Below are 26,982 nucleotides of genomic sequence, written 5' to 3' on the forward strand. Positions count from 1 at the left end.
GGTATAGCCAAGCGGTAAGGCAAGGGACTTTGACTCCCTCATGCGTTGGTTCGAATCCAGCTACCCCAGTTGGTTTCACTTGAAATCATATTTGTTATAATAGTATAATGGCGCTATAGCCAAGTGGTAAGGCAGAGGTCTGCAAAACCTTCATCACCGGTTCAAATCCGGTTAGCGCCTTAGACTACTATTAATAAAGACATGCCGGCGTGGCGGAATTGGCAGACGCGCTGGACTCAAAATCCAGTGCCCTCACGGGCGTGCCGGTTCGACCCCGGCCGCCGGTATAAAGAGCTAAGATGTTATTTCATCTTAGTTTTTTATTTGAAATTAAATAGGGTAATGGCGATCGTGGCGAAGTGGTTAACGCACCGGATTGTGGCTCCGGCATTCGTGGGTTCGATTCCCACCGTTCGCCCTAAGTAAAGAGACTAGACATCTGTTTAGTCTCTTTTTTTTATTATTCAATCTGGTAGATTGAATAATACGGGGAAGAACAAACTAATAAAGAGAAAGAAAAGAAGGTAAGATAATGAGTGACATGCAAGAAACCATGAAAAAAATTAATAAATTTCGTGATGAAAGAAATTGGCGTCCTTTTCATAATGAAAAAGACTTGGCTCTATCTATCTCGCTAGAGGCAAGTGAGCTGTTGGAAATATATCAATGGAAGACCTCGCAACAAGGAAATCTTGAACGAGAACATCTCAAAGAAGAAATAGCAGATGTACTCATTTATAGCTATATGTTAGCAGACAATTTAGGCTTTGATATTAATGAAATTATTGCTGAAAAACTAAAGAAAAATGCGATTAAATATCCTAAGCCGATTGTAGATTAACCATTAAAAAAGTCTATTATTTCTTATAAATAAATTCTGGAATGGATTCAAGCTAGTAACCCGCTGTAGAAAGTGATATAGTATTTCTGAATATCATTGAAGGGAGTTATTTGATGAAATATCAAAAACCAAAAGGAACCATGGACATTTTGCCAGGAAATTCAGCTAAATGGCAATATATTGAAGATACTGCTCGCAAAGTCTTTGGTGAATATAATTTTCGTGAATTACGAACACCAATTTTTGAACATTTTGAAGTTGTTGCCAGAAGTGTCGGCGAAACTACAGATATCGTAACCAAAGAAATGTATGATTTCTACGATAAAGGAGAGCGCCACATTACATTGCGACCAGAGGGAACAGCACCATTGGTCCGCAGTTATGTAGAAAATAAATTATTTGGTCCAGAACATGTAAATCCATTTAAGGGCTATTACATGGGGCCAATGTTTCGCTATGAACGACCACAAGCAGGACGTTTACGTCAGTTCCATCAAATTGGGGTGGAAGTTATCGGAAGTAAAAATCCAGCTACAGACGTTGAGACAATGGCGATGGCGTTGGATTTTTATCAAAAATTAGGTGTTCGTCATGTGAAACTGGTTATCAATACCTTAGGTAATAGAGAAAGCCGTATGCGTTATCGTGATGCTTTAATTGCTTACTTGGAAACTGTGGAAGAACAACTTAGTGAAGATTCCAAACGTCGACTACACCAAAATCCATTACGAGTTTTGGATAGTAAAGATAAAAAAGATAAAGTAATCGTGGAAAACGCACCTTCGATTTTAGATTATTTAGATGAATATAGTGCGACTTTCTTTAATGAAGTAAAAGGCATGTTAGATGCCTTAAATATTCCCTATGTTGTCGATCACCGAATGGTACGAGGCCTCGATTACTATAATCACACTGTTTTTGAAATCATGAGCGAGGCAAAAGGTTTCGGCGGTGTATTAACGACAATTTGTGCTGGTGGACGTTATGATGGTTTGATTAGTGAGTTTGGCGGACCGGCTGAAAAAGATACAGGCTTTGGCTTTGCATTAGGGATAGAAAGAGCTCTGATCGCAATCGAAGCAGAAGGGGCGGAAATCCCAGTAGATGAAACTATCGACGTTTACGTAGCTTGTATGGATCAATTAGGGAATGTTTTAGCACAAGCTGCTGCTCAAAGTGCACGTCATGCAGGTTTAGTTTGTGAAAGAGATATTGATTTTCGTAAATTAAAAGCACAATTTAGAACCGCGAATCGCTTAGGAGCAAAATTAGTAGTTGTAATTGGTGAGACCGAGGTACAAGAGCAAAAAGTAGTTATTAAAGATATGGAAAAAGGAACAGAAGATAAAATTGCTGTTGCTGATTTAGATGATTACTTTAAAAATTATTTGAACTAATTAAAAGAGACCCATGTCATGTATTAATGCGTATGGATGTTCCAAAACTTAGATTTTCGGTCTAAGTTTTGGAAATCATTCCATCATCAGTTTACATGATCTGGGTCTTTTTTTTAGTTGCGGTAAAAGCGGATGTTATCTTCAATTTTTGCAATACTAAATGGTAGTTCATCATTAAAAGTTGTTGTTTTGTTGTAATCAACATATTCATTAAACATTTTTTCATAGTCTGAGATCGTTAGCTTAGTGCGTTGTAATAATAGAGCTTGATGATAATCTTTCAAAAGATGTTTTTCATAACCAGATTGTAATATACCAGTGAAAAACTGTGAAACTGCTCCTGAACCATAACTAAAAAGACCTAACTTGTCACCAGCTTTTAAAGCAGTGCTGTTTTCTAAGAGGGAAATCAAGCCTAAGTATAAGGAACCAGTATACAAGTTACCAACACGTCGACTATAGGTAATACTTTCATCATAGCGCTCTAATAAGCGAGTAGCATCTTGTTCTGATGCTTGTGGTAGAACTGATTGCAATGCCTTTTTACCCATTTTTGTGTAAGGTATATGAAAAGCTAATGCAGCAAAATCGCCAAAACTTTCTTGGTATTCTTTGCTATAACGATTATAAACCTTATTAAAAGAGTTAATATACGTTTCATTGGATAAAGGTCCGTCGACTAATGGATAAGTGTGGCCAGTTGGACGCCAGAAATCGTAGATGTCTTGGGTTAAATTAATCGTATCATCGCTTAGGGCTAGGATTTTCGGTTGGCTACTAATAAGCATTGCTACCGCACCAGCGCCTTGTGTAGGTTCACCGCCGTTATTTAAACCATAACGGGCAATATCTGCAGCGATAACTAACGCTTTACTTTCAGGATGACGAGAAATATGATTTTTTGCAGCTTCTAAACCAGCTGTTGCACCATAACAGGCTTCTTTAATTTCAAAAGAACGGGCAAAATCTTGGATGCCCAACAGGCGATGTAAAATTACAGCACTAGCTTTTGATTCATCAAAGCTAGATTCAGTACCTACAATCACCAAGTCAATTGCCTTTTTATCTTCATCGGTTAAAATTTTGTTTGCCGCATTGGCAGCATAAGTAACGATATCTTGGCTACTTGGCCCAATGGCCATTTCAGATTGTCCAATTCCGATCAAATATTTTCCGGGATCAACATTTCGCACTTGCGCTAATTCGGTCATGTCAATGTAATAAGGTGGTACAAAAAAACTAATTTTATCTATTCCGACGTTCATAAACAAACCCCTATCTTTCTAAATTTCTCTTTGAATTTGTTACTCGTGCAGTCATATTTGCTCTTATAAGGTAGCATAAAAAAGCTTTTTGACGAAAAAATTATTTTATAATTTAAAGTTTATTTAAACTTTCTTTGCAAATGGTCAGAATTAGTTAAGGTTGTTTTTTTTTTATGAAAGAAATGATATATTTCCTAGTGGAGGTGCTACATTTGAAAAGAGTAGTCATTGTTGCTGCCTTGCGCAGTCCGATTGGAAAATACAAAGGGGCATTGACCCAATATAGTGCTGTTGATTTAGGTACAAAAGTTACACAGTCGTTATTATCGCGTTATCCTAAAGTAAAAGATGACATAAAACAAGTAGTATTTGGCAATGTTTTACAAGCAGGAAACGGCCAAAATGTGGCAAGACAAATTAGTATCAATAGTGGTTTATCGTATGAAGTACCAGCAACTACAGTAAATGAAGTGTGTGGCTCTGGGATGAAAGCTGTGATCATGGCGTGGCAAAGCTTACAATTGGGCCAAGGAGAAGTTGCGATTGCTGGTGGTACTGAAAGTATGACCAATGCACCACAATTGCGTCATTTTAATTATGAAACAAATGCCTACGGTGAACCTTTATCGGCGATGATTTTAGACGGTTTAACAGATGCCTTTAGCCAAAAGCATATGGGATTAACTGCTGAAAAAGTAGCAGAAGATTTTCATGTTTCCCGCAGTGAGCAAGATGAATTTGCTGTTAATTCCCAACAAAAGGCAGCAAAAGCACAAGCCAAAGGGGCTTTTGCAGCAGAAATTGTTCCGATCAAAACCATTCATGGCCTAATGGAACATGATGAAGGCATTCGTGGAAATAGCTCGGTTGAAAAGCTAAGTCAATTAAGAACTGTTTTTAAAGAAAATGGCACGGTGACAGCTGGTAATGCTTCTACTATTAATGACGGCGCCGCTGTTTTATTATTGGCAACAAAAGAATATGCAGATCTACATGAACTACCTTACTTAACTGAAATCTGTGGATTTAGTGAAGTCGGCATTGATCCGGCTATTATGGGAGTAGCTCCGATTAAGGCTGTGACAGAATTATTAACAGCTCAAGAAAAAACAGTTGCAGATATTGATTTATTTGAGATAAATGAAGCTTTTGCAGCTTCTTCTGTGGCCGTAGAGAAAGAGTTAGGCTTAGATAGTAACAAAGTTAATCCTTACGGCGGTGGAATTTCGCTGGGTCACGCAATTGGCGCAACTGGAGCTCGGTTGTTGACCACACTTAGCCATCAGCTACAACAAGAAGATAAAGAATATGGTATCGCTTCTTTATGTATTGGCGGTGGCCTTGGCCTTGCTATGTTATTGAAAAGTCCAAGTAAAGAAAATTCAAAAAAAAAATTTTATCAAATGAGTCAAATTGAACGGCTTGAAAAATTACAAGCAGACAAGAAAATTGATCCTATTCAAGCAGCGGAGCTGTTAAATACTGCGCTTGATTCAGATGTGGCAAATCACATGATTGAAAATCAAATCAGTGAAAGTGAAATACCGATGGGGCTTGCTTTAAATTTAGTAGTAAATGATAAAGAATATGCTGTTCCCCTAACGACGGAGGAACCTTCTGTTATCGCTGCTTGTAGCTATGGCGCGAAGATGGCTGAGAAATTTACTGCTGTTATTAAAGAACGTTTGTTACGAGGACAAATCGTGTTTTATGACGTTGCAGATGAAAAAACGTTAATTGAATGGTTGGAAAATAATTACGCAACCTTATTTGAAGTTGCAAATGTAAGCTATCCGTCAATTGTGAAACGTGGTGGCGGCTTGAAAGATGTTAGTTGGCGAAAAATTGAGGGAAGTTATTTGTCCTTAGATTTAAAGGTTGATGTAAAAGATGCGATGGGAGCTAACATTGTCAACGGCATACTTGAAGGGGTAGCGGCGAAATTGCGTACCGTTTTTCCAAGTGAAAAAATATTATTTAGTATTTTAAGTAATTTGGCAACTGAGTCGTTAGTTGAAGTACGTTGCCGTGTGCCCATTGCGAATTTAGCTAAGGGTGGTAATGGGCATGTCGTGGCTGAAAAAATCGCCATTGCTGCAGATTACGCAAAAAAAGATCCTTATCGGGCTGCTACGCACAATAAAGGCATTATGAATGGTATTGACGGCGTTATTTTAGCTACAGGTAATGATACGCGAGCTGTTGCAGCAGCGGCTCATGCTTACGCAGTAAAAGATGGACAGTATCAAGGTTTGAGTGATTGGAAAGTCGTTGATGACTATTTAGAAGGACGTCTTGTTTTGCCACTTGCGATTGCCACAGTCGGTGGTGCCACAAGGGTTTTGCCAAAAGCACAAGCTGCACTGAATATTTTAGCCGTAGAAGATGCCAAAGAATTAGCTACTGTGGTTGCGGCAGTTGGTTTAGCTCAAAACTTAGCTGCTTTGCGGGCGCTTGTTTCAGAAGGTATACAAAAAGGGCATATGGCACTTCAATCTCGTTCTTTAGCAATGACGGTTGGCGCAGTTGGCAGTGAAATTGAAGTGGTCAGTCGAAAATTGCAAAAAGAGACGACTATGAACCAAGCAACAGCAGCTAAAATTTTGGCTACATTGCGAGCAAGTAATTAAAATCTATGCAAAAAAACAAGTCACTGAGAAAAGTGACTTGTTTTTTTATGCATTTGGCTAGGTTATAACGCATTTTTTAGCGATAGAATTTGGTGTAATGCAGTTTTTTACAGGATTAGCGAGCTGAAATTGGTGTTGCAGCAAAAGCTTCAATGACAGGTATCACTTCTGTTTTTAACTTATACTTTCTTTCAAGAGCTTTTTCAACTGTAAATTCATTACTATCTTTTGCAACAGTCGCCAATAAACGTTCTTCTTTTGGTGTTTTTTCCACGACTTCATACCCGTTGTCTGTTTGGTTAACCACAAACTTAGGAAAATTTGCAATTGCTTGAGTAAAGTCTGTTACTGTCATTGGTGCGTGAACTTCTTTTTCTTTGTCGGCCCCATCTTTTTCAGCTTCTTTTTTCACTTCTTTGTCAGTAACAGCTTCTTTTTTCACTTCTTTTGGCTGTGTTTCAATTTCCACGGACTTTTTAGCAGCAGCTTTGTCTGCTTTATCTTCTTTGGCAGTTGTACTTGATAAGCCTTGCGGCAAGTTAGGTTGTAAGTAAGAGGCAATACTATCAGCTAAGTTTGTACTAAAACGAGCGAGTAAGCCTTTTTCTTGTTTTTGGATGCGTTTAACCACAGTGTTAAAGTTTTCATCCATCGGTACAGTAAACTGTTGCACTTGAGCGCCATTGTTAAAAGCAACAGTCATATCGTCTTTTTTCTTAGGATCAATAAAAATATCCAATACTAAATTATAATCTTTTTTGGCTTTTAAAACGATTTCGTTAAACAGTTCTAAACGTACTTGTTCGAAGTTAGGTCGAAATTGTTTTAGCAATTTTTGCTTTTGTTTCTTCTTCATAAATATCTCCTTTTCTGAGTTGAGTCCTTTATGATTATAAAAAAAGTTCGGGTAAATGAAAAGCAATATTGTAAAAAAAATGAAAATAAAGGCATCGATTGTCGTTTTCAGCTAAAATACGACAACCAATGCCTCTATTTTATTGCTTCATTCCGGGTAAAATCAAAATCAACTCATTATTTTCTTCATATGCTACTAGATAACCATTAAAAGTTGTGTAAAGAGGGGTTGTAAGGTACTCTGAAATAGTTTTATGAAACTGGGGTGTTGCCCAATTTCTAGCTGGAAAATGTTGGACCTTATCAGGCCATACTAAGAAAACAAAATCAGAACTAATGGCTGTCGTAATTTCTTTTGGTAAGTTTAGCAGTCGTTTTTGGATTTTTTCTTTTGTCATTTTAAAAATTCGCAGTATCTGGATTTTTGGCTTTCCCTACGACACCATCTAGTTTGTCAATTGTTGCCATATCTTCATCTGATAATTCAAAATCAAAAATTTCACTATTTTCTTTAATGCGGTTTTCATGAACAGATTTTGGTAATGGTAAAAAGCCATGTTGTAACGACCAGCGTAAAGCAACTTGGGCAATTGATTTGTTGTGTTTTGCCGCAATTTCTTGCATTTCTGGTACACTAAAGATTTTACCTGTACCAAGTGGGCTATAAGCTTCTAGCAAAATATCATTTGCTTGTGCATATTTCACAACTTCAGGTTGCAATTCACCTGGAGCTAAGAAAACTTGATTGACTTGTGGCATAATTTTAGCTGTTTTCTTTAGTTCATCTAAATGATGTGGCAAAAAGTTGCTGACGCCGATTGCTTTGATTTTACCTGCTTCATATAACTCTTCCATTGCTTTCCAGGTACTGGCGTTTGCTTCTTGCCAGTTATCGCGGAAAGTTACGGGGTTTGGCCAGTGGATTAAGAATAAATCAATATAATCTGTCTCTAGTTCTTTTAAAGATTGGGCGAAACTTTCCATCACTAAATCATAGCTATGGTTTTCATTCCATAATTTCGTCGTTAGAAAAATTTCAGAGCGAGGAACACCACTTTCTTTAATCGCCTTACCAACACTTTTTTCATTGTGGTAGCCTTGGGCCGTGTCGATATGGCGGTATCCAACTTTTAAAGCGGATTTAACTGATGAAACCGCCACATCGCCATCGGGTGTTTGCCAAGTACCAAAGCCGACTTTAGGAATTTTAACGCCATTTTTTAATGTGTAAGTTGATGTAAGATTTTCCATCTATAATGCCTCCAATTCTTTTTTGCTACTTTTAGTTTAGCGTAATTAGCGATTTTTTTCTTTCATTTTGTTTTAGTAAACAAATTTTAGAGTTTGCAGTATAATCAGCAGCAGGAAAGAGGCATTTAGATGAAAAAAAAGTATTGGTTTGTAATTGGCATAATTATAGTATTGTTCATTATTTTTGGTGCTAGTTGGCAAATGGCACACAAGACTACCACAAAAGCTCCGGCAGAAGAAACATCTGTCTCGCGCATTTTAGCCCAGAGTAATCCGCTTTTTAAAGCAGATATCAACCAAATGGTACAAAAAGAACATTTTAAAGGTGTCATACTCGTTGTAAAAAATGGAGAAGTTATTAATCGTAGTGCCTATGGTTATGCTGATTTTGGTCGTTTGAAAAAGAATAATATTCGGCTTTCTTATCCGATTGCGTCTTTACAAAAATTTATGACCGGTAGCCTAATTGCTCAACTAGTAGCTGCAGGAAAGCTTTCCTATGAAAGTAATTTGGCTGCTTTTTATCCTAATCAGCCGGAGTTGGCAAATATCAAGATTCGGCAACTTTTAGATCATACTTCGGGTATTCAAATGGCAGAAAGTAATCCTGGAAAACTTTTGGGTCTAGAAGAAGATCAACTCAACTATGTTTTGTCAGAAATGCAAGTTACACAAGATCAAAGCTTCTCCTATACGAATGCCAATTACACCTTGTTATCAGGGGTGATTAGTCAAATTACTGGTGAAAAATATGAGACGGTATTGGAAAATAAAATTATTAAACCTTTGCATTTAAAGCGAACTTTTTCTTGGGAAAAACGGCCGCCTAAGATGACCTTGCCAATTGCGTATCGTTACGAAAATGAAAAAGATTATCAAGATGATGAATTTCATGCGGATAAAGAATTATTTTCAAGTCTGCTGGGGGCCGGCAATTTATTTATGAGTATTGACGACATGTTAAAAGTGCAAAAAGGCTTAACCAATGGGCAAATCCTGACCGCAGCAGAATATAAGGAATTGGCGCAAATTGAAGATGCTGGATATGCTGGGGGCATTTGGCACGATGAAGGGATTAAGAGTATCCACGGCTCTTTAGGCGGCTATGATACTTTTGTTTATGGCGATGAAAGCAATGAAAACCTCGTATTACTCTTTGCCAATCAACCGGCGATTAACGGTGATGATTTATTGGCAACGGATATTTATAATTTTGCGACTTCCTTAGATTAAAATAAAAGCAATGAAAAGACTTGTCTTTTCATTGCTTTTTTCTGTACACTGAATCAGAACTTTAAATTAAGAAAAGAGCGAAATAAAATGGATATCTATTTGAAAAAGGCAATTTTACACATTATTGATCGCCAAAGCGGTGATCCTGTTTATTCACAAATGGAATTGGATTTAACGACGGAGTATATTCGGGATTATTTGACTAAAAAAATTCAAAAATTGGCAAGTGCGCAAACAAAAACTGGTAGTTTAGTGGTTGGCTCTGCTTTTGAAGCATTAGCCAGTCAAGCACAAAATGATTTTGTGCAAGTTTCAGAACAATTGGTTGCCCGTTGGTATGACGTGTATAGTCAAAGTGAAGATGCTCCTAGTGCCGATATTTTTGTCGTGTTATATGAGTTGGATACAAAAATGCAGCTGGCTTTTTTGAAGGTTAATTACAATGACGGCTTTACGCATTTTGTGGATTCATCAGAAAGTGGGCTAAATAATCAATTAATCATTAATCGGGCAATTTTAGCCGGCAAGTCGCAAAAAGCTGACGAAGGCATCACGATTGATTTAACCGATATGGTTTATGAATTGATTGAAAAAAAATATACCTTTTCTGGGGAAAAGAACTTCTATTTTTCAACCCGTGTGATTGAAAGCCAGCCTATCCCATCACTAGAAGAAAATGTCAAAGTAATCAAAAAAGTAGCCGAAAAAATCGGTAAGAAATTTGAAGCTGCTAGTCATGATGTGGTAGCTGATGTCAAAGACGCTGTCTATGAAGCAATAGAAGAAAATGGTCAACTTGAAGTAAAGGAAGTTGCCCAAAAAGTTTTTAAAGACAACATTACAGCTCAAATGGCCTTTGAAGAAGAAGTAGTAGAAAAGGGGTTTGTGAACCAAGCCCCATTACTAAGGGAAGTAAAAGAAATTACGGAAAAGAAATACAGTAAGCAAAAACTAAAACTTTCAAACGGGATTGAATTGATAGTTCCGTTAGATGTTTATCGAGATCCCAATTTAATTGAATTCACTAATAATCCAGATGGGACGATTTCGGTGATGATTAAAAATGTGGAAGATGTGATTAATCGGTTGTAGATAGAATTTGTTCAGTAGCTGGTTGCGAGTAGTTTTGTTAAAAGTGGGGATAGTATGGAATTTTCTGAATTAGAAATTATTTTGCAGCAAGAAAATGAAATTGAAAAAATACAGCGAAAAGAAGGGTATAATGTTAACGATCAGAATTTACCCTTCGAAAAGGTTGCTGTTCCTAAAATGCCGCAAGAGTCTTTTTTCAAAGAAGGAAATATTTTTATCAATAAGCATCATCGTTATTCTGTTATGCCGGCTCATACGCATTCTTTTGTTGAGTTCAACTACATGCTTTCAGGAAGTTGCATTCAATATGTTAATGGAAAAGAAATTATACTAAAACAAGGCGAACTTCTTTTATTAGATAAAGATATTGTTCAAGAAATCAATAGTCTCAATAAAGATGATATTTTGATTAATATCTTGCTAAAAGATGAATCCATCACGACTGAATTAATTGTTAATATGGTGAAATCTAATGGTGTCGTAGGTGAATTCTTGATGAATGCTTCGAATCAGTACAGTAGCCATGATTCTTTTTTACATTTTCACTGCGGCGAAAATGAAGCTGTCCAGTCTGTGTTACACCGTTTAATTTTGGAATATTATAATAAAAATAACTTTTATATGCGGGCGATTAATTTACTAATGTCACTTTTAATTATTGAACTGACCCGAAGCATTGAAAGTCAACAAGAAGACGAAGATGAGGAACTTTTGCAATTATTACGCTACATTGAAATTCATTATCCACATCTGACCTTATCTGAAGTATCGAAAGAATTTGGTTATAACCCAAACTATATTAGTAATAAATTGAAAAAACAGACAGGCCGTTCTTTTAAAGAATTAACTAATTACATGCGTTATCAAAATAGTCTAGAATTGATGCGGGAAACAAATAAAAGTTTTTTAGAGATTGCTTATGAAGTTGGCTACGAAAATTTATCCTCGTTATACAAATTATTTGCCAAATACACAAGAGATACACCAAAAGAGATTAGAAAAATGATGGAAAAATCGAATTTTCAGGGGAATGAGTAAAAGACTCATTCCCCTTTTTCTGTGGTTTGGATAAAAATGTTGTTGGATTGTGCTATAGTTAGTTGCTTGTTATCCGCTTACAATCTTAGTAGTTAAATGAATTATTTCATTACAAATGAAGGAGTGGAAAACGTGAATAAGAAAGTGAATAAGAATGAAGAAAAATCAGATTTATTAAAGGAATACTCACCATTAGCAACAGCAGCTGGAATCGGCTCAATGCTGGGATCTGGATGTATCGTTGGATTGTCTGCTACTATTCCGGTCTGGCAAAAAGGTTTGGAGTTAACAGCTGGACAAGTGGGAATTATTTCAGGTGCGTTGACGTTTGCGATTGCCTTTGGTTCGCTATTTGCAGGAAATATTACTAAACTATTTGGTTTAATTAAATCTTTTAATTGGCTGAATCTCTTTTATGCAATCGGGGCTGGAATTTGTGTTTTATCAAATAACTTTAATTTTTTGTTGGTTGGCGTAATTATTATGGGATTTGCTTCTGGAGCGGATTTACCAATTAGCTTGACTGTAGTTTCTTATGATGCACCCGACGAAACAACATCAGCGAAATTAGTATCTTCAACACAAATTTTTTGGCAAATTGGCGTATTTATTTCGTATATCTGCTCGTTTTTATTATCCGGTATTAGTGGAGTTTTAGGAGCTAGAATTGTTTTTGGGATTTTATTTTCTTTTGCTTTGGTGACCTGGTTATGGCGATCTTCATCGAAAAAATTCAAAATGTTTCATGAACGCGGTGCAAAAAATCAAGCAGCTAAAAAAGAAGGCGAGAATGCAGAAGTATCGTTTAAAAATGTATTGTTTGGCTCAAATAAAGAAAGATACTTAGGCTTTTTCTTTGCCATTTTAATCTTTTATGTTTGTTGGAATTTGTTAGCGAATACATGGGGACAATTTCAAACATATGCATTAACAAATGCAGGAGCAACACAGACACAAGCAACTGGTCTGGGCATTATCTTGAATGTTGTTTCACTATTGACAACTATTGCCTTTACTTCTGTAGCTGGTGGAAAGTATCGTAATAAAGCATTTTTCTTAGGTGCCTTTGTTCAATTTGCGGCGATGTTGGGGATGGCTTTAATTGGCGGAGGCGCTGGTTTCTTAGCGTTAGCGGTTACAATCGGATTTTATAATTTTGGCAATCCACTAGCAGGAGAAGCCATTTACAAAGTTTGGACACAAGAGTCATTTCCAGCAGAAACGCGGGCATCTTTACAAGGATTTATTAATGGTTTTTCAAGAATGTGTTGTGGTCTGTTTGCTTTTGTTACACCATTTCTTGTTGAGCCAGGAAGAATCCAATATTCAATGTATGGTTTTGCAGGTATTGTTTTTCTTGCAACGTTAGCTGGAATTATGATGATGCGTCTACAAAATAAATATCGTCATGGTAAAAAAACAAAAGCAGAACAAGAAAAAATAGTAGCGTAAAACGAATTGGAGGGATTATTGTGACTTTTACTTATCAAATTAATGATGATGTAGTTTGGAATAAAGATAAAAAATTATTGGACAAGGCTGATAGAAATAAACCAGAAATACTAAAAAATAAAATTCAGCCGGTTGCTATCGTCGAAATATTGCCGGATGAAAAGAAAATTAATGGCTATAAATCAGCGGTTACAAAAACGAAAATTCAACACCTTCCGCAAGTCTTATTAAAACGAGATGATAGCATTATTTTGGATTTGGGTGATCATTATGTAGGTACTTTTGCTATTGATATTCAGTCCATTGGTTCTCCAATGGATGCTCCTTTATTTTTGAAAGTGAAGTTTGCGGAGGTTGCTGCTGAAATTGCAGCTGATTCGGCTGCATATGATGGTTGGCTTTCTCGCTCCTGGATTCAAGAAGAATACATTCATTTAGATGTATTGCCGACGACATTAAAAATGCCTAGAAGATATAGTTGTCGATTTATTGAGTTATCTGTAGTTGATACATCACCAAAATGGCAAGTTTCATTTCAAAATCCGGTTTTTACAGCTGAGAGTAGCGTTACGATGGAACGATTACCAAAAGATACACTAGCAGATGCTGAATTAGAAGCAATCTGTAACGTTTCAGTAAAAACTTTGATGGATTGTATGCAAGATGTTTTTGAAGATGGACCCAAACGAGATCGCCGTCTTTGGCTAGGAGATCTTCGTTTACAAGCGTTAGCCGACTACTATACCTTTAATGACGTTAGGCTAATTAAACGAGGCCTTTATTTATTTGGTGGAATGACGACAAGTGAAGGAAAAATTCCTGCCAATGTTTTCATTACTCCGCAATTGACGCCAGATGATACTTTTTTATTTGATTATAGTCTATTTTTCGTAACAACATTATTTGATTATATCCAACATACAAATGACGTAGAGGTACTAGAGGACTTATATCCAGTAGCTAAAAAGCAAATTGATTTGGCACTGTTATTAGTAAATGAGCAAGGAAAACTATGCTTACAAGATGAATGGCCAGTGTTTATTGATTGGTCAAATGATTTTAAAAAGAATACGGCTGGTCATGGCGTTATGATTTATGCGCTAAAAAGATTTGTAGAATTAGCAAAACGCCAAGAAGATGTTCAATTGCAATTCTATCAGGAGAAATTGGCACAATTAGTTGCATATGCCAAAGATTATTTGTTTGATGCAACAAAAAACCTATTCATCGTTGCAGAAAACGAAGAAATAAATATTGTTAGTCAAGTTTGGATGATTTTATCAGAAATCATGCCACCTGAAATGAATAAAAAAATTCTTGAAAATACGGTGAAAACATTATTTCCTATTGAAGGGATCGCAACACCGTATACGTATCACCATGTAGTTGAAGCCTTTTGTATTGCCGGTATGAAAAAAGAAGCAGTTACATTGATAAAAGATTATTGGGGAAAAATGATTGATATGGGAGCAGATACATTTTGGGAAGCGTTTAAACCCGAAGACCCAAACTTTTCACCTTATGGTAGTCCCATTGTTAACAGTTATTGCCATGCATGGAGCTGTACACCGCCATATTTGATTAGAAAATATCTACTGACAAAAATCAATAAGTAATGGGGGGGGATTTAGGTGGAATCTACTAAAGGGATAAAACATGATGTACGTGGGATTTCCAAATGGCGTCAACGTTTAGGCTATGGCATTTCTGATTTAGCGTGTAATCTAATTTGGCAAATGATTTCTTTATACCTTCTCTATTTTTATACAGATATTATGGGATTAAATGCCGCTGCTGTTAGTCTAATGTTTGTCATTACCAGGATTATTGATGGCGTGACAGACTTATTAGTAGGATATCTAATTGATCACACCCATACACGATGGGGGAAATCGCGCCCATATTTTCTTTTTGGAGCAATTCCTTTTGCCTTTTTTGCATTCTTATGTTTTAGTGTGCCGAATACTTCCGTTGCTGGCAAAATGGTTTATGCTTATGTTACTTACATTGGCTTATCTTTTTCTTATACGTTGGTCAATGTTCCGATGGCTTCAATTTTGCCAAGTTTAACAACAGATGCAAAAGAAAGAACGGCACTCTCTACATCTAGAAAATTTTTTGGTTTTCTCGGTGCAACTGTTGTAAGTTCTTCAGCTTTAGTTTTAGTTAATCTTTTTGGTGGTAACAATCAAGCTTTAGGATTTAAAAAAGTAATGTTTATGTTTGGTTTAATTGGCTGTATTTTATTTTTTATTACCTTTCTTTCCGTTCGTGAAATACGTGTCGAAGAAAAACAAACACTAACAATGAAAAATATTATAAAAGCATTGCGGCAAAATACCCCCTGGTTAATTTTTGCATTGAACATTTTATTTATGTGGACAGGCTTTTTCTTACAAACGAGCTCTTTGGTTTATTATTTTGTTGTAGTGGTGGGAGACAGAGGCCTTTCAATTACAATTGCTACTATTATGTCAGTTGTACCTATGTGTGCCAATTTTTTTGTTCCTTTTTTGGCTAATAAAATGGGGAAGAGAAATCTTTTTATCATAGCTTCGCTTATCCAAGCAGGAGGAATAGTCATTATTCTGCTTGGGACTATAAATCATTTTATAATTATAGTTGGTGCACTAGTGTCCGCCTTGGGATACGGAATAAAAGAAAGTATCTATTTTTCTATGCAAGCAGATCCTGTTGACTACGGCATATGGAAAAATGGAATAGACGTTTCAGGTTCTCTATCTGCTATCAATGGGTTCTTAGGAAAAGTTGCACAAGCTGTTGCTGGAGGGATTGCTGGGATATTGCTTGCTTGGGGAAGCTATGCACCAAATGCTGTAGAGCAAACGAACCAAGCCACTTTAGCCATTAAATTAATGTATGGATATATTCCTATAGCGCTCATTGTCGGTTCTGTCATTGTGATGTCTTTTTATAAATTAGATCAAGAATATCCGCAAATACAAGTTGAGTTAGCACAACGAAGAAAAATTTAAATTTTTTTATTGAGTAAAAGGCAGATAGAAGGAAAACTTCTATCTGCCTTTTTTGCTATTATATAAGGTGTTTAGATGGATTAATTCGGTTATTACGTAGCTGTATTTTTGAGCGAGACATATTTTTTGACTTTGACTAAAATTGACCTATAATAAGAGTAAGATCGAAACTTATAAAAAGTAAGCAGTTTACAAGCGTAAATTTTTTACAATTGTAAGGAAAAGTCTATAATAGGTATCAGAGAGTCAGCAATGTATGACCCGCTGATAATAATTATTGGAGGTTTTATTAATGGCAAAAGAACATTACGACAGAAGTAAACCACACGTTAATATCGGTACCATCGGACACGTCGACCATGGTAAAACGACATTGACTGCCGCTATCACAACTGTTTTAGGTAAAAAAGGATTAGCAAACCCACAAGATTACGCAAGTATCGACGCAGCACCAGAAGAACGTGAACGTGGTATTACAATTAATACTGCTCACGTGGAATATGAAACTGAAAAACGTCACTATGCCCATATTGATGCGCCAGGACACGCGGACTATGTTAAAAACATGATTACCGGGGCAGCTCAAATGGATGGGGCAATTTTAGTTGTATCTGCAACTGATGGCCCAATGCCTCAAACGCGTGAACATATTTTGTTAGCCCGTCAAGTTGGCGTTAAATATTTGATCGTTTTCTTGAATAAAACAGACCTAGTTGATGATGAAGAATTATTAGAACTAGTTGAAATGGAAGTTCGCGAATTATTAAACGAATATAACTTCCCAGGGGATGATATTCCTGTCATCCGCGGTTCTGCTTTAAAAGCTTTAGAAGGAGATCCAGAACAAGAAGAAGTTATCATGCACTTGATGGATACAGTGGATGAATATATCCCAACACCAGAACGTGACAATGACAAACCATTCTTGTTACCAGTTGAAGATGTCTTCACAATTACTGGTCGTGGTACTGTTGCTTCAGGTCGTATTGATCGTGGTAAAGTCAACGTTGGTGATGAAATCGAAATTATCGGGATTAAACCAGAAACACAAAAAGCTGTTGTAACTGGTTTGGAAATGTTCCGTAAAACTTTGGATTATGGTGAAGCCGGCGATAACGTTGGGGTATTGTTACGTGGGATTACCCGTGACGAAGTTGAACGTGGTCAAGTATTAGCTAAACCAGGTTCAATTACACCACATACAAAATTCAAGGGTGAAGTTTATATCTTAACAAAAGAAGAAGGTGGACGTCATACACCATTCTTTAATAACTACCGTCCACAATTTTACTTCCGTACAACTGACGTAACAGGTAACATTGCGTTGCCAGAAGGTACTGAAATGGTAATGCCTGGTGATAACGTTACGATCGAAGTTGAATTGATTCATCCAATCGCTGTTGAAAAAGGAACTACTTTTTCAATTCGTGAAGGTGGACGTACTGTTGGTTCAGGTATGGTTACTGAAATCGAAAACTAATTTTAGATTTAAAAGACACGTTGCCAATTTTGCAACGTGTCTTTTTTTATTGGAGTATAAATTTTTCACAAAAGTTCACAAAAAATGGATTTGACTACTTTGGTGTTATCTAACTTTACAAATTCTATCAGTCATAGGCAAAAATTTCGCACGTGTTTTTTTTTGATCTGGATGCTGTTTGTCTAGCTTTTTCTATTTAAGACAATCAACTTTCCAAATTTTTTGCTGAATTTTATTAATCCCGCACTTTAACGGTCACAGTAACAGAATCCCCAATTGTTTTAGCAATTTTTTGCTGAATGTCTTTTTTAATGCCGAGAATATAACAAATATTTCCCGCTGGATCTTTAAGTCCCATGTTTACAATGCTGCCGGCATAAAAGACGCCATCAAAAGTAGCATTAACCTTAAGGCGTCCTACACCAAATTCTTTTTTCAAATCATAGGGGAAAACGACATATGCGCCACCCTTGCCAATTTTTGAGGGCATTATTTCTGCAACAAAAGTATATTTTAGCTTCATTTTTTCACCTGCTTTGGTTTGTTATCTTTAGTATAGTCTGTAATAAATATATTACAGATAGTTAAAAATGAAAAAGAACACGTTTTAAATTGCCATTATTCATGTTAAAATGCGAAGATGTAGTTTAAATGAGAGGAGTTGTCTAAAGATGACAATTCAATGGTTTCCTTCTGACAAATAGTAGTTTACTAAATTTTAGATATTGATTTATAAATTTCGTGTAATATTTCTTTCTCCCATCATTGTGATAATAGTGGAAATTCATATCGCTTCTGTTATTTATAATGAATGCTAAAATTACTTTTTTTAAAGTTAGAATCCATATTGTTCATAGTTTTATATGAATGTCTCCAACTGTCCCATATTTTGTCCCATGCAATTAGCGTTTACTATTAAAAGCATGGATTGACAAGCTAAATCAAGTTTGAGTATATATTAAGTAAGTTTTTTTATAAGAGCGTAACGTAGTTCGAATTTCATTTAATAACGAATATGGAATTTTTAAGACATCACAAGTTGATGTCTTTTTTATTTGCTTTTTCATTCATACAAGGTGGGTACAGGAACAGAATCAATTTAGAAAAACATGCAAGATAATGCAACAACAAAATAGTATCTTTATGAAAGGAAAATACACTATGAGAAAATCAAAGTTCAAAAATTGGCGATTGTTTGCGACTTTGGCTCTATTAGGTCAAACAATTGGCGGAGCGATTGGTCCTACGATTGCCTTTGCTGATGAAATTACTCATCCACAAACGGTTACCGTGCATTGTGATCAGTCCCATCTTTATTCTGTTGAGGGAACTTTTAGTGATGGTCGAACATTATCTGAGGTAACTGTTCCTCACTATGCTATCTATAATGGGGAGAAACAAGATATTTTCTGTATCGAACCGGGAGTGCCAATTTACAATGAGTTCACGCCAGGTTATGAGAAAAATCCATTGCCTGATATGTCGGAAAAAGCCAAATTAGTTTCAGTGTTATGGAAAAACGCCGGTACAGATATTGATACACAAATGGTTGCTCAAAAGATGATCTGGCAGGAGGTCAATGGGTATACGCTTCACTCTATGAAGCATCCAGATGGTAGTGCCGTAAATATCGCAGCCATTGAAGCAAAAATTAATCAAGCTATTGCCGATTATCAGAAGAAACCAAGCTTCCATAATAGCACGGCTAAAACAGTGTTAGGTCAATCAACTACTGTAACGGACACGAATAATTTGAATTTGTCAGAGTTCGATGATGTTGTGGAAAACACCGCAAATATTGATTATCGTGTCAACGGCAATCAATTGGTTATCACACCTAATACCAATTCAAAAGAAAGCGGTGTGTTGACGCTTAAGAAATCTGCTGGAACTGGAACACCGGTTGCTTATAAGATGGCTGGTCAACAGACCTTGATGGCCGGGGCACTTGATAAACCGAACACTTACACGATCAAAATTGATGTGGAAACTGAGGGGTCTTTAAAAATCAAAAAAGTCGATAAAGAATCAGGTGATGTTGTACCAGGAACGGTTTTCCATTTAGACTTTGGAAAAACTTTGCCTGTAAAAGATGTGACTACCGATAAAGAAGGCATTGCGACATTGGATGGAATTCCTCATGGTACAAAGGTAACCATTACTGAAAAATCAGTGCCGGCGCCTTATACGATTGATGCCACACCTATGACTGCTACGATTAAAGCAGGCGAAACCATTTCTGTGACTTCAAAAAATACGCGAGAAAAAGGTCAAATCATTCTGGATAAAACCGGAGTTGAAACAGGGAGTGATCTTTGGAATGATAACTATTCTTTAGCTGGAAATACGTTTGCCATTCGTAAAGATAGCCCAACTGGTGAAATTGTTCAAGAAATGACCACGGATGAAAAAGGTCATGCGGAAACACCAAAAGAGATTGCCAATGCGTTGGAATTGGGAACTTATTATGTGACCGAAACCAAAGCATCTAATGGTTTCGTGAATACTTTCAAACCCGTAAAAGTCGAATTGAAGTATGCTAATCAAACGGTGGCTCTCGTTACCAGTAACGTAAAAGGACAAAACCAAGAAATTACTGGTGAAACCACTTTGACGAAAGAAGACAAAGATATCGGTAATGAGACTCAAGGAAAAGCTGAGTTTAAAGGAGCTGAATATACTCTTTTTACTGTAAAAAATGGTCAAGCTGTTAAATGGAGTGAAGCTTTTGAACCAGAATTAGTGAAAGGAACGAAGGCTTCTGATGAAACGGTGACTTTGACTTTAGATGAAAAGAATCAAGTTGCCGTTAAACATCTGGCGATTAACGAGTATTACTGGCAAGAAACCAAAGCACCTGAAGGATATTCTTTGGATGAAACGAAGTATCCTGTTTCCATCAAAAAGGTGGATGATAGCGAAAAAAATGCTGTGATTACCCGAGATGTTACGGCAAAAGAACAAGTGATTCGCTTTGGGTTTGATTTCTTCAAATTCGCCGGATCAGCTACGGGAACTGCCGAAACTGGCTTCAATGATCTGACTTTTAAAGTATCGCCATTGGAAGGAACCAATGAAATCACAGGCGCTGAAGATGAAGCGACCACAGCTTATAACGAGCAATTAGGGTTTGATGGCTACGGCAAGTTTGAAAATCTTCCTTATGGGGATTATTTACTTGAAGAAGTAGAAGCTCCAGAAGGATTTCAAAAGATTACACCATTAGAAATCCGTTCTACGTTTAAAGAAAATAAAGAGGATTACACCAAGAGTGAATACATTTTTACCATTACCGAACAAGGTCAAAAACAGCCAATTAAAACGGTGACCGTTCCTTACGAGAAGCTGACGAACAAAGAATTTTCCGTTAGTTTGAATCGTTTGATGCTTTATGATTTGCCTGAGGAAGAAGATAGTTTGACTTCCCTTGCGACTTGGAAAGACGGGGACAAAGAATTGACTAGCCTTGATTCTACCGAGCTAATTGATAAGTTGAGCTATAACTTGCATGAAATCAAAGAAGACTGGTATGTGGTAGCGCAAGCCATTGATGTAGAAGCCACAAAAGCTGCTCAAGAAAAAGATGAAAATGCCAAACCAGTGGTAATTGCGGAAACAACGGCCACCTTGGCGAACAAAGAAAAAACAGGAACTTGGGAAATTCTGCATAAATTAACCGCCGAACAAGTTTTGGATAAAACTATTGTCTTATTCAACTATGTGTATGAAAATAAGGAAGCTTATGAAGCTGGTGACGATCCAGTAGCGAAGGATGCTAGTTTGAATAACCAAGCCCAAACTGTTAATTGTACGGTGGAGCGTCATGTTTCGATCCAAACAAAAGCCCACTTAGAAGACGGTTCGCAAACTTTCACTCATGGTGACGTGGTAGATATGTTTGATGATGTGTCCATTACCCATGATGTACTGGATGGCTCAAAAGAAGCTTTCGAAACAATTCTGTATGCACTACTTCCAGATGGTACGAACAAAGAAATTTGGAAATCTGACAAAATTGATTATGAAGTGAATGACAAGGAATTTACCAAAACCGTGCTTGCGGAAAAAGTAGATACCGGGAAATACCCAGAAGGAACCAAGTTTACTTTTGCGGAGATCAATTACGATAAAGATGGAAATATTAATGGAAAACACAATGAAGATTTGAAAGAAAAATCTCAAACCTTAACACCAAAAGAAGTGCCAACCACACCAAGTACGCCGGAAAAACCAGAAACACCAACCGTTCCAAGTGACTCTCAAGAATCTAGTCCTACAGTGAAGACATTCCCTCAAACCGGGGAGAAAAATTCCAATGTGCTACTGTTCATTGGCTTTACCTTGATCTTTGCGACGGCGGGCTATTATTTCTGGAATCGCCGGAACTAAGGTGATGAGATGAAACAAGTAAATAAGAAGAACCGACGTGCGCGACCGCCTCCTAAAAAAGTGGTCGCGCTATTTTTGTATCCAAAACTAACAATGAAAAGAGGAAAAAAAGATGGAATTGAAATTTGTTGTACCAGATATGGCCGAAACCTTTGGAAAGATAAGTTATGCCGGTGAAGGTGAAATTTTAACAGAAGGATATGGTCGGAATACTACAGTAATTGGTCGTAGTTACCATTTGTATTCCAGTAAACAACGAGCCGATGATATTGAGGTGGTAGTAGCTGCGGAAGCCGGCGAAAAGGATTTTGATCAAGACCAACCGCTAAAAGCCGTGAATCCCCACTTAGTTGCCAAAGGCTATGAGATTGAGAATCGTGGGTTTACCGATTACGTGTTGTATGTCGATGATTTAGTGAAAGCATAGGAGGAAAAGAAGATGAGATTAACAGAAGGTATTGTTGTAGATTCAGGATTAACCTTTGGGAAGTTGCGGTTTTCCGCATTACGTCGAGAAGTACGGAAACAAAATGAGGATGGGACGGTTAGTAATGAGGTAAAAGAACGGACCTATAATTTGAAATCTTCTGCACAAGGTCGAATGATCCAAGTTAGTATCCCAGCAAATGTACCCTTACGCGAGTTTGCATATGATGCGGAGGTAGAGCTGGTCAATCCTATCGTGGATACGGTCGCCAATTATGTTTTCCGAGAAGGAACTACTGTCAATTGGTTTATCAAGGCAGATGATTTAGTCTTAAAACGACAACCGAATCAAGGAAATCCTACGAACCAAAATGAAGGAAAGAAATAGGTGAAGAATATGGAAATTAATGTGGAACATATTTTAGATTGTCTCGATCAATATGGCAAAGGTGGGCTAACCGAAGAACAACTCACTAACGCATTAACCTATGATGAAAAAATGTTTCTGATTATGCATCAAGGATTACTGGAAGTAGGTAACGATGCCGCAGAAGACTTTGATGTACTGGATTGGTTAGGGGAAGAAGAGTCCTTCTTTATGGTTGTCGAAGTAAATGAAAACTTATGTCGGCAGGCGGAATCTGTCTTGGAAGAAATTGGTGTGGAGATGCCGGATGCCATTGAAGGTTTCTTAACGCAATTGGTTGAAACAAAACAACTCTCCGTAGCAGTAAATGAGTAGCATAACTTTTTTTAATTGCCTGATAATTTCTATTGGGCAATTTTTGATTGGAGGTGGAAACCATCAAAATGTACAAAAGGCATCGCATACGTGCAGGAGATCAGCACTTAGTTTATCACTTTGTTATTGGCTGGCTAATCGTTTTGTTCGTTGGTTGGATGAGCGTCTTTTATTTACAAGAGCTTAGACAACTTGAGACTTCTAAGCTATCACTTTCCACTATTGAAATCGTTTGGTCCATGAAAGATTTAGTATGTCTGCTTGGAAGTCTCGTTTTGTCAGGAAGTATGCTGTTGCTTTATATGTACTTTTTTCAGGACCATTGGCGAAGTTTGTGGCATCGACAAAAGCTAGCTCGGATGATTCTAGAAAACCATTGGTATGAAGTGAAACAAACTCAAAGTGAAGGTTTTTTCAAAGATTTGAATAGTAGTCGGACCAAAGAGAGTATCAGTTACTTCCCCAAAATTTATTATCGAATGAAGGATGGCTTACTTTCTATTCGCGTTCAAATTTCACTGGGAAAATATCAAGATCAGCTCTTGAAGTTGGAAAAGAAGTTAGAAAGTGGGCTGTATTGTGAGCTAGTAGAAAAGGAACTCAAAGACTCCTATGTGGAATACACCTTGTTATACGATATGATTGCCAATCGAATTGGAATTGAAGAAGTAGTGGCAGAAAACGGGACTCTGCGATTGATGAAAAATCAAGTATGGGCCTATGATTCCTTACCTCATATGTTAATCGCTGGTGGCACAGGTGGAGGGAAGACCTATTTCCTTCTCTCCATTATCGAAGCACTATTGAAGTCAGATGCAGAATTGTTTATCCTCGATCCCAAAAATGCGGACCTAGCCGATTTAGGTACGGTGATGCCCCATGTCTATTCCCAAAAGGAAGAAATTTCTGATTGTGTAGAAGATTTTTATGAGCGCATGATGGCTCGTAGTAAGGCAATGAAAGAAATGACTAACTACAAAACAGGAGAGAATTATGCGTATCTCGGACTTCCGCCAAACTTTTTAATTTTTGATGAATACGTGGCTTATATGGAGATGTTAACTACGAAAGAAAGTGCGGTGATTTTGAATAAGCTTAAACAAATCGTGATGTTAGGTCGTCAATCTGGTTTCTTTCTGATTTTGGCTTGTCAAAGACCAGATGCGAAATATTTAGGAGATGGGATTCGCGATCAATTTAACTTTCGAGTAGCTTTAGGACGTATGAGTGAACTCGGGTATTCCATGATGTTTGGTGAGGTCGATAAAAATTTTTTTATGAAACGCATCAAAGGACGAGGTTATGTAGATACAGGGGGCAGTGTGATTAGTGAGTTTTATACACCACTTGTACCAAAAGGGTATGATTTTTTGGAATCCATCAAACAAGTAATGCAATCGAAAGAAAAATGACAACTACAGAGAAATTTAGTCTTCTAGGGTATCGGACTTAAAGTATGATAAACTAGAGATGAAAGCGTTAGGAGGCGCAGTAAAAATGACAGAGGATTATTCTTTACAGTATGCGAAAGAGAACAAAAAAGTATTAATTTCTTCGATTACTGATGGGAAAGAAAAAGAGGAAGAAAAGACTGCCATTTTTATGGCCGGAAGTCCTGGGGCTGGAAAGACTGAGGCTACACAAACTTTGACGGCATTGAATAGTAATCTTTGTGTAATCGATGCTGATAAATTTCGTGAACTATTTCCGGGCTATGCTGGGAATAATTCAGATGAATTTCAACGAGGATCAGCACTTTTGGTAGATGCTGCTCTCGATTTAGTTCTTAAAAAGGGTTATAGTTTTATTCTTGATGGCACGTTTGCGACTTCTAAGGTAAGTCAAAATATTGAACGGGCACTCAAAAAGAATTATAATGTGCTTGTCTATTATGTATATCAAGATCCATTTATTGCTTGGGACTTTACTAAAAAACGAGAAGAAGTTGAAGGCCGTTTTGTTCCTAAAGAACGTTTTATCAATGCTTTTTTTCAATCGAGAAAAAATTTGATGCAGGTGAAAAAGCAATTTCAAGAGAAAGTAACCATCAATATCTTAGTGAAGGACTTTCAAAATACGATTTCTGATTTTCTAATGGACATTGATAATGTTGAACTAGCATTACCAATCAGTTATACGAAAGAAAGATTGGAGGAAGAGCTACATGACTGAGAAAGAAAAAGTTGAAGAAATTATGGAGAAGTATAACCGTAACTTTTCTACACTACAAAAGAATGCCTCTGCGAAAGAGCTGAAGACAGTCTTTAAATTTGTAGCAGATGAATCCAATCGGAAACAACGAGAATTGTTTGGTTTGGATAAAGAAAAATAAATTTGAAATTGAAATAGTTTTAAGAGCCAAGAGCAAAAATGTTCTTGGCTTTTTTCTTTGCAATGAATGAGGTGATTTATGACATTTTTAGATTTATTCGCTGGGATTGGTGGCTTTCGCTTAGGCATGGAACAAGCGGGCCACCAGTGTATCGGTTTTTGTGAAATTGATGAATTTGCTCGGCGGAGTTATAACGCAATCCATGATACAAGGAAGGAGGTGGAAATGCATGACATCACAAGGGTATCAGACGAGCTTGTTCAATCCCTCGGACCAGTGGACATCCTTTGCGGCGGATTTCCGTGCCAAGCTTTTTCAATTGCGGGAAAGCGGCAAGGATTTTCCGATACTCGAGGTACTTTATTCTTTGAAATCGCTCGGTTCGCCACTCTTCTCCAACCTAAGTTTTTATTCCTTGAGAACGTCCGGGGATTGCTCAATCACGAAGGAGGGGCTACGTTCGAGACGATACTCCGAACGCTGGATGGATTGGGGTATGATGTGGAATGGCAGGTGCTTAACTCAAAGGCCTACGTTCCCCAAAGCCGCGAGCGGGTCTTCCTTATCGGACATTCTCGAGACGCACGTACCAAACAAGTATTTCCTATCATTGGAGCGTCTCCAACATCTGATCAAAACATCCGAAACCTGTTAAATATCAATCCTTCCAATCGAGGAATGGGTGGCCAAGTCTATGGCTCAGATGGTGTGGCGCCAACCTTAACCGGCGATGAAGGAATCAAAATCGCATTGCCGGTAAAGGATGGAATTTCTGTAGCGGGTATGTTACCGGGAAATTTTGAACAAGGCAATCGGGTTTATGAGGTAACTGGCACTGCCCCCACTTTGTCAACGAAACAAGGGGGAACGAAAATTATGATTCGAAAAAATGAAACAGAATATCAAGAGGTGAAGCCAGGGGACAGTGTGAACCTGGCTTTTCCTAATTCCACAAGTCGTCGTGGCCGTCTGGGAAAACAAAGTGTGCATACCTTACTAACAGGAGACAAACAAGCGGTCGTCACCGACCAGTATCAAATTCGGAAGTTAACACCGAGAGAGTGCTGGCGGCTTCAAGGCTTTCCCGATTGGGCTTTTGACCGAGCTTCTCAAGTCAATTCAGATAGTCAGTTGTATAAGCAGGCCGGAAACTCAGTAACAGTTCCGGTCATTTTTGATATTGCCAGAAGATTAAAGGAGGTAAAACTAGATGATTTATGATGAGTTGATTGGAGAAATCTACTGGGTGATTGGCAAGATTCAGTCAGATCCGGAACTGGAAGAAGAACTGTACCGGCTCAATTTTGATATTCGAAAAAATGGGGTGAAGGTCCCTGGTGATTCATATGTAATGGATGAGGAAACCGATGCTCGAATTGAGTTGAATCAGGTTATCAGTGAATTCGAACGGATTGCGGACCTTGCCAAAGAACCTGATATCCGCCAATACTTGTTTGAGATAAAAGCAGAACTAGAAATTGAGGGTATTACTGCGGAGTAACAACCAAATAGACCACTGATAGGCGCAGACCGCGGGGGATTTGCGAAGCAGAAATCCTCCGT

General features: G+C 37.4%; 24 protein-coding genes and 4 tRNA genes (1 of these 28 running past the window's edge). 23 read left to right on the forward strand and 5 right to left on the reverse strand.

Features of this window, described 5'->3' with window-relative positions; translation table 11 throughout:
- From P3T75_RS05160 to hisS, 6 genes are all read left to right on the forward strand, one after another.
- Positions 1 to 69, forward strand: a tRNA-Gln gene (locus P3T75_RS05160) (it extends 3 nt beyond the left edge of the window).
- A gap of 40 nt (positions 70 to 109) precedes the next feature.
- Positions 110 to 180, forward strand: a tRNA-Cys gene (locus P3T75_RS05165).
- 23 nt (positions 181 to 203) lie between these two features.
- Positions 204 to 287: transfer RNA gene (locus P3T75_RS05170), tRNA-Leu, on the forward strand.
- Positions 288 to 345: 58 nt separating this feature from the next.
- Positions 346 to 418, forward strand: a tRNA-His gene (locus P3T75_RS05175).
- Between the two features lie 114 nt (positions 419 to 532).
- Positions 533 to 841 (forward strand): nucleotide pyrophosphohydrolase, encoded by a 309-nt coding sequence (locus tag P3T75_RS05180; RefSeq protein ID WP_230711531.1) that lies wholly within the window; start codon positions 533 to 535, stop codon positions 839 to 841.
- Positions 842 to 954: 113 nt separating this feature from the next.
- Positions 955 to 2,238 carry a histidine--tRNA ligase gene (gene hisS / locus P3T75_RS05185; protein WP_282462371.1) on the forward strand — a complete coding sequence of 428 codons (1,284 nt, stop codon included), beginning with the start codon at positions 955 to 957 and terminating at the stop codon, positions 2,236 to 2,238.
- A gap of 113 nt (positions 2,239 to 2,351) precedes the next feature.
- Here hisS and P3T75_RS05190 read toward each other — a convergent pair whose 3' ends face one another.
- Positions 2,352 to 3,503, reverse strand: coding sequence for a hydroxymethylglutaryl-CoA synthase (locus P3T75_RS05190; RefSeq protein WP_282462372.1), 1,152 nt, complete (start codon positions 3,501 to 3,503; stop codon positions 2,352 to 2,354).
- Positions 3,504 to 3,715: 212 nt separating this feature from the next.
- Between P3T75_RS05190 and P3T75_RS05195 the strand changes: the two genes are divergently transcribed.
- A complete protein-coding gene (locus tag P3T75_RS05195; RefSeq protein ID WP_282462373.1) occupies positions 3,716 to 6,133 on the forward strand; it encodes a hydroxymethylglutaryl-CoA reductase, degradative in 2,418 nt (805 codons plus the stop codon).
- 115 nt (positions 6,134 to 6,248) lie between these two features.
- Here the strand turns inward: P3T75_RS05195 and P3T75_RS05200 are convergent, their stop codons facing one another.
- From P3T75_RS05200 to P3T75_RS05210, 3 genes are all read right to left on the reverse strand, one after another.
- Positions 6,249 to 6,989 (reverse strand): hypothetical protein, encoded by a 741-nt coding sequence (locus tag P3T75_RS05200; protein WP_282462374.1) that lies wholly within the window; start codon positions 6,987 to 6,989, stop codon positions 6,249 to 6,251.
- A gap of 139 nt (positions 6,990 to 7,128) precedes the next feature.
- Entirely contained in the window at positions 7,129 to 7,386 is a 258-nt protein-coding gene (locus P3T75_RS05205) for a hypothetical protein (RefSeq protein ID WP_282462375.1), read from the reverse strand.
- A gap of 1 nt (position 7,387) precedes the next feature.
- Positions 7,388 to 8,239 carry an aldo/keto reductase gene (locus P3T75_RS05210; RefSeq protein WP_282462376.1) on the reverse strand — a complete coding sequence of 284 codons (852 nt, stop codon included), beginning with the start codon at positions 8,237 to 8,239 and terminating at the stop codon, positions 7,388 to 7,390.
- Positions 8,240 to 8,368: 129 nt separating this feature from the next.
- Here P3T75_RS05210 and P3T75_RS05215 point away from each other — a divergent pair, with 129 nt between their 5' ends.
- The 7 genes from P3T75_RS05215 to tuf all read left to right on the forward strand — a co-directional run bounded on the left by P3T75_RS05215 (position 8,369) and on the right by tuf (position 17,530).
- Entirely contained in the window at positions 8,369 to 9,472 is a 1,104-nt protein-coding gene (locus P3T75_RS05215; protein WP_282462377.1) for a serine hydrolase domain-containing protein, read from the forward strand.
- Positions 9,473 to 9,559: 87 nt separating this feature from the next.
- A complete protein-coding gene (locus P3T75_RS05220; protein ID WP_282462378.1) occupies positions 9,560 to 10,564 on the forward strand; it encodes a nucleoid-associated protein in 1,005 nt (334 codons plus the stop codon).
- 54 nt (positions 10,565 to 10,618) lie between these two features.
- Positions 10,619 to 11,602 (forward strand): AraC family transcriptional regulator, encoded by a 984-nt coding sequence (locus tag P3T75_RS05225; RefSeq protein ID WP_282462379.1) that lies wholly within the window; start codon positions 10,619 to 10,621, stop codon positions 11,600 to 11,602.
- Between the two features lie 132 nt (positions 11,603 to 11,734).
- Complete coding sequence (locus P3T75_RS05230) at positions 11,735 to 13,054, forward strand: MFS transporter (RefSeq protein WP_282462380.1); 1,320 nt, start codon at positions 11,735 to 11,737, stop codon at positions 13,052 to 13,054.
- A gap of 20 nt (positions 13,055 to 13,074) precedes the next feature.
- A complete protein-coding gene (locus P3T75_RS05235; RefSeq protein ID WP_282462381.1) occupies positions 13,075 to 14,670 on the forward strand; it encodes an alpha-L-rhamnosidase-related protein in 1,596 nt (531 codons plus the stop codon).
- A 15-nt stretch (positions 14,671 to 14,685) separates the two neighbouring features.
- Entirely contained in the window at positions 14,686 to 16,050 is a 1,365-nt protein-coding gene (locus P3T75_RS05240) for an MFS transporter (RefSeq protein WP_328517239.1), read from the forward strand.
- Positions 16,051 to 16,342: 292 nt separating this feature from the next.
- On the forward strand, positions 16,343 to 17,530 hold the full coding sequence (gene tuf, locus P3T75_RS05245; protein ID WP_206905417.1) for an elongation factor Tu: 1,188 nt from the start codon (positions 16,343 to 16,345) through the stop codon (positions 17,528 to 17,530).
- A gap of 235 nt (positions 17,531 to 17,765) precedes the next feature.
- Here the strand turns inward: tuf and P3T75_RS05250 are convergent, their stop codons facing one another.
- Complete coding sequence (locus P3T75_RS05250; RefSeq protein ID WP_230711520.1) at positions 17,766 to 18,053, reverse strand: DUF1905 domain-containing protein; 288 nt, start codon at positions 18,051 to 18,053, stop codon at positions 17,766 to 17,768.
- A 638-nt stretch (positions 18,054 to 18,691) separates the two neighbouring features.
- Here P3T75_RS05250 and fss3 point away from each other — a divergent pair.
- The 9 genes from fss3 (at position 18,692) to P3T75_RS05295 (ending at position 26,920) form a co-directional block, all read left to right on the forward strand.
- Positions 18,692 to 21,919 (forward strand): fibrinogen-binding MSCRAMM adhesin Fss3, encoded by a 3,228-nt coding sequence (fss3, locus tag P3T75_RS05255; RefSeq protein WP_282462382.1) that lies wholly within the window; start codon positions 18,692 to 18,694, stop codon positions 21,917 to 21,919.
- Between the two features lie 112 nt (positions 21,920 to 22,031).
- A complete protein-coding gene (locus P3T75_RS05260) occupies positions 22,032 to 22,346 on the forward strand; it encodes a YdcP family protein (RefSeq protein WP_081118559.1) in 315 nt (104 codons plus the stop codon).
- Positions 22,347 to 22,358: 12 nt separating this feature from the next.
- The gene (locus P3T75_RS05265; RefSeq protein WP_002335604.1) at positions 22,359 to 22,733 is read left to right on the forward strand and encodes a YdcP family protein; all 375 of its coding nucleotides are present in this window, start codon (positions 22,359 to 22,361) and stop codon (positions 22,731 to 22,733) included.
- A complete protein-coding gene (locus tag P3T75_RS05270; protein ID WP_282462383.1) occupies positions 22,734 to 23,087 on the forward strand; it encodes a damage-inducible protein J in 354 nt (117 codons plus the stop codon).
- Between the two features lie 68 nt (positions 23,088 to 23,155).
- The gene (locus tag P3T75_RS05275) at positions 23,156 to 24,499 is read left to right on the forward strand and encodes an FtsK/SpoIIIE domain-containing protein (RefSeq protein ID WP_282462384.1); all 1,344 of its coding nucleotides are present in this window, start codon (positions 23,156 to 23,158) and stop codon (positions 24,497 to 24,499) included.
- 85 nt (positions 24,500 to 24,584) lie between these two features.
- Positions 24,585 to 25,259: a zeta toxin family protein gene (locus P3T75_RS05280; protein WP_095803573.1), complete on the forward strand. Its 675-nt coding sequence runs from the start codon at positions 24,585 to 24,587 to the stop codon at positions 25,257 to 25,259.
- Positions 25,252 to 25,419 carry a hypothetical protein gene (locus P3T75_RS05285; RefSeq protein WP_282462385.1) on the forward strand — a complete coding sequence of 56 codons (168 nt, stop codon included), beginning with the start codon at positions 25,252 to 25,254 and terminating at the stop codon, positions 25,417 to 25,419. The genes P3T75_RS05280 and P3T75_RS05285 overlap by 8 nt, the downstream gene beginning before the upstream one ends.
- A gap of 78 nt (positions 25,420 to 25,497) precedes the next feature.
- Positions 25,498 to 26,640, forward strand: coding sequence for a DNA (cytosine-5-)-methyltransferase (dcm, locus tag P3T75_RS05290; RefSeq protein ID WP_282462386.1), 1,143 nt, complete (start codon positions 25,498 to 25,500; stop codon positions 26,638 to 26,640).
- Positions 26,630 to 26,920: a hypothetical protein gene (locus P3T75_RS05295; RefSeq protein WP_002390861.1), complete on the forward strand. Its 291-nt coding sequence runs from the start codon at positions 26,630 to 26,632 to the stop codon at positions 26,918 to 26,920. Before dcm ends, P3T75_RS05295 begins: the two co-directional genes overlap by 11 nt.
- Positions 26,921 to 26,982: the final 62 nt, after the last annotated feature.

The organism is Enterococcus montenegrensis (genome assembly GCF_029983095.1).
Taxonomy (GTDB): Bacteria; Bacillota; Bacilli; order Lactobacillales; family Enterococcaceae; genus Enterococcus_C; species Enterococcus_C montenegrensis.

Bases quoted from the DNA above. Each gene is read 5' to 3' on its own strand.
- P3T75_RS05180 (WP_230711531.1), top strand. From the start codon at position 533: ATGAGTGACATGCAAGAAACCATGAAAAAAATTAATAAATTTCGTGAT.
- hisS (WP_282462371.1), top strand. From the start codon at position 955: ATGAAATATCAAAAACCAAAAGGAACCATGGACATTTTGCCAGGAAAT.
- P3T75_RS05190 (WP_282462372.1), bottom strand. From the start codon at position 3,503: ATGAACGTCGGAATAGATAAAATTAGTTTTTTTGTACCACCTTATTAC.
- P3T75_RS05200 (WP_282462374.1), bottom strand. From the start codon at position 6,989: ATGAAGAAGAAACAAAAGCAAAAATTGCTAAAACAATTTCGACCTAAC.
- P3T75_RS05205 (WP_282462375.1), bottom strand. From the start codon at position 7,386: ATGACAAAAGAAAAAATCCAAAAACGACTGCTAAACTTACCAAAAGAA.
- P3T75_RS05210 (WP_282462376.1), bottom strand. From the start codon at position 8,239: ATGGAAAATCTTACATCAACTTACACATTAAAAAATGGCGTTAAAATT.
- P3T75_RS05215 (WP_282462377.1), top strand. From the start codon at position 8,369: ATGAAAAAAAAGTATTGGTTTGTAATTGGCATAATTATAGTATTGTTC.
- P3T75_RS05220 (WP_282462378.1), top strand. From the start codon at position 9,560: ATGGATATCTATTTGAAAAAGGCAATTTTACACATTATTGATCGCCAA.
- P3T75_RS05225 (WP_282462379.1), top strand. From the start codon at position 10,619: ATGGAATTTTCTGAATTAGAAATTATTTTGCAGCAAGAAAATGAAATT.
- tuf (WP_206905417.1), top strand. From the start codon at position 16,343: ATGGCAAAAGAACATTACGACAGAAGTAAACCACACGTTAATATCGGT.
- P3T75_RS05250 (WP_230711520.1), bottom strand. From the start codon at position 18,053: ATGAAGCTAAAATATACTTTTGTTGCAGAAATAATGCCCTCAAAAATT.
- fss3 (WP_282462382.1), top strand. From the start codon at position 18,692: ATGAGAAAATCAAAGTTCAAAAATTGGCGATTGTTTGCGACTTTGGCT.
- P3T75_RS05260 (WP_081118559.1), top strand. From the start codon at position 22,032: ATGGAATTGAAATTTGTTGTACCAGATATGGCCGAAACCTTTGGAAAG.
- P3T75_RS05265 (WP_002335604.1), top strand. From the start codon at position 22,359: ATGAGATTAACAGAAGGTATTGTTGTAGATTCAGGATTAACCTTTGGG.
- P3T75_RS05275 (WP_282462384.1), top strand. From the start codon at position 23,156: ATGTACAAAAGGCATCGCATACGTGCAGGAGATCAGCACTTAGTTTAT.
- P3T75_RS05280 (WP_095803573.1), top strand. From the start codon at position 24,585: ATGACAGAGGATTATTCTTTACAGTATGCGAAAGAGAACAAAAAAGTA.
- P3T75_RS05285 (WP_282462385.1), top strand. From the start codon at position 25,252: ATGACTGAGAAAGAAAAAGTTGAAGAAATTATGGAGAAGTATAACCGT.
- dcm (WP_282462386.1), top strand. From the start codon at position 25,498: ATGACATTTTTAGATTTATTCGCTGGGATTGGTGGCTTTCGCTTAGGC.
- P3T75_RS05295 (WP_002390861.1), top strand. From the start codon at position 26,630: ATGATTTATGATGAGTTGATTGGAGAAATCTACTGGGTGATTGGCAAG.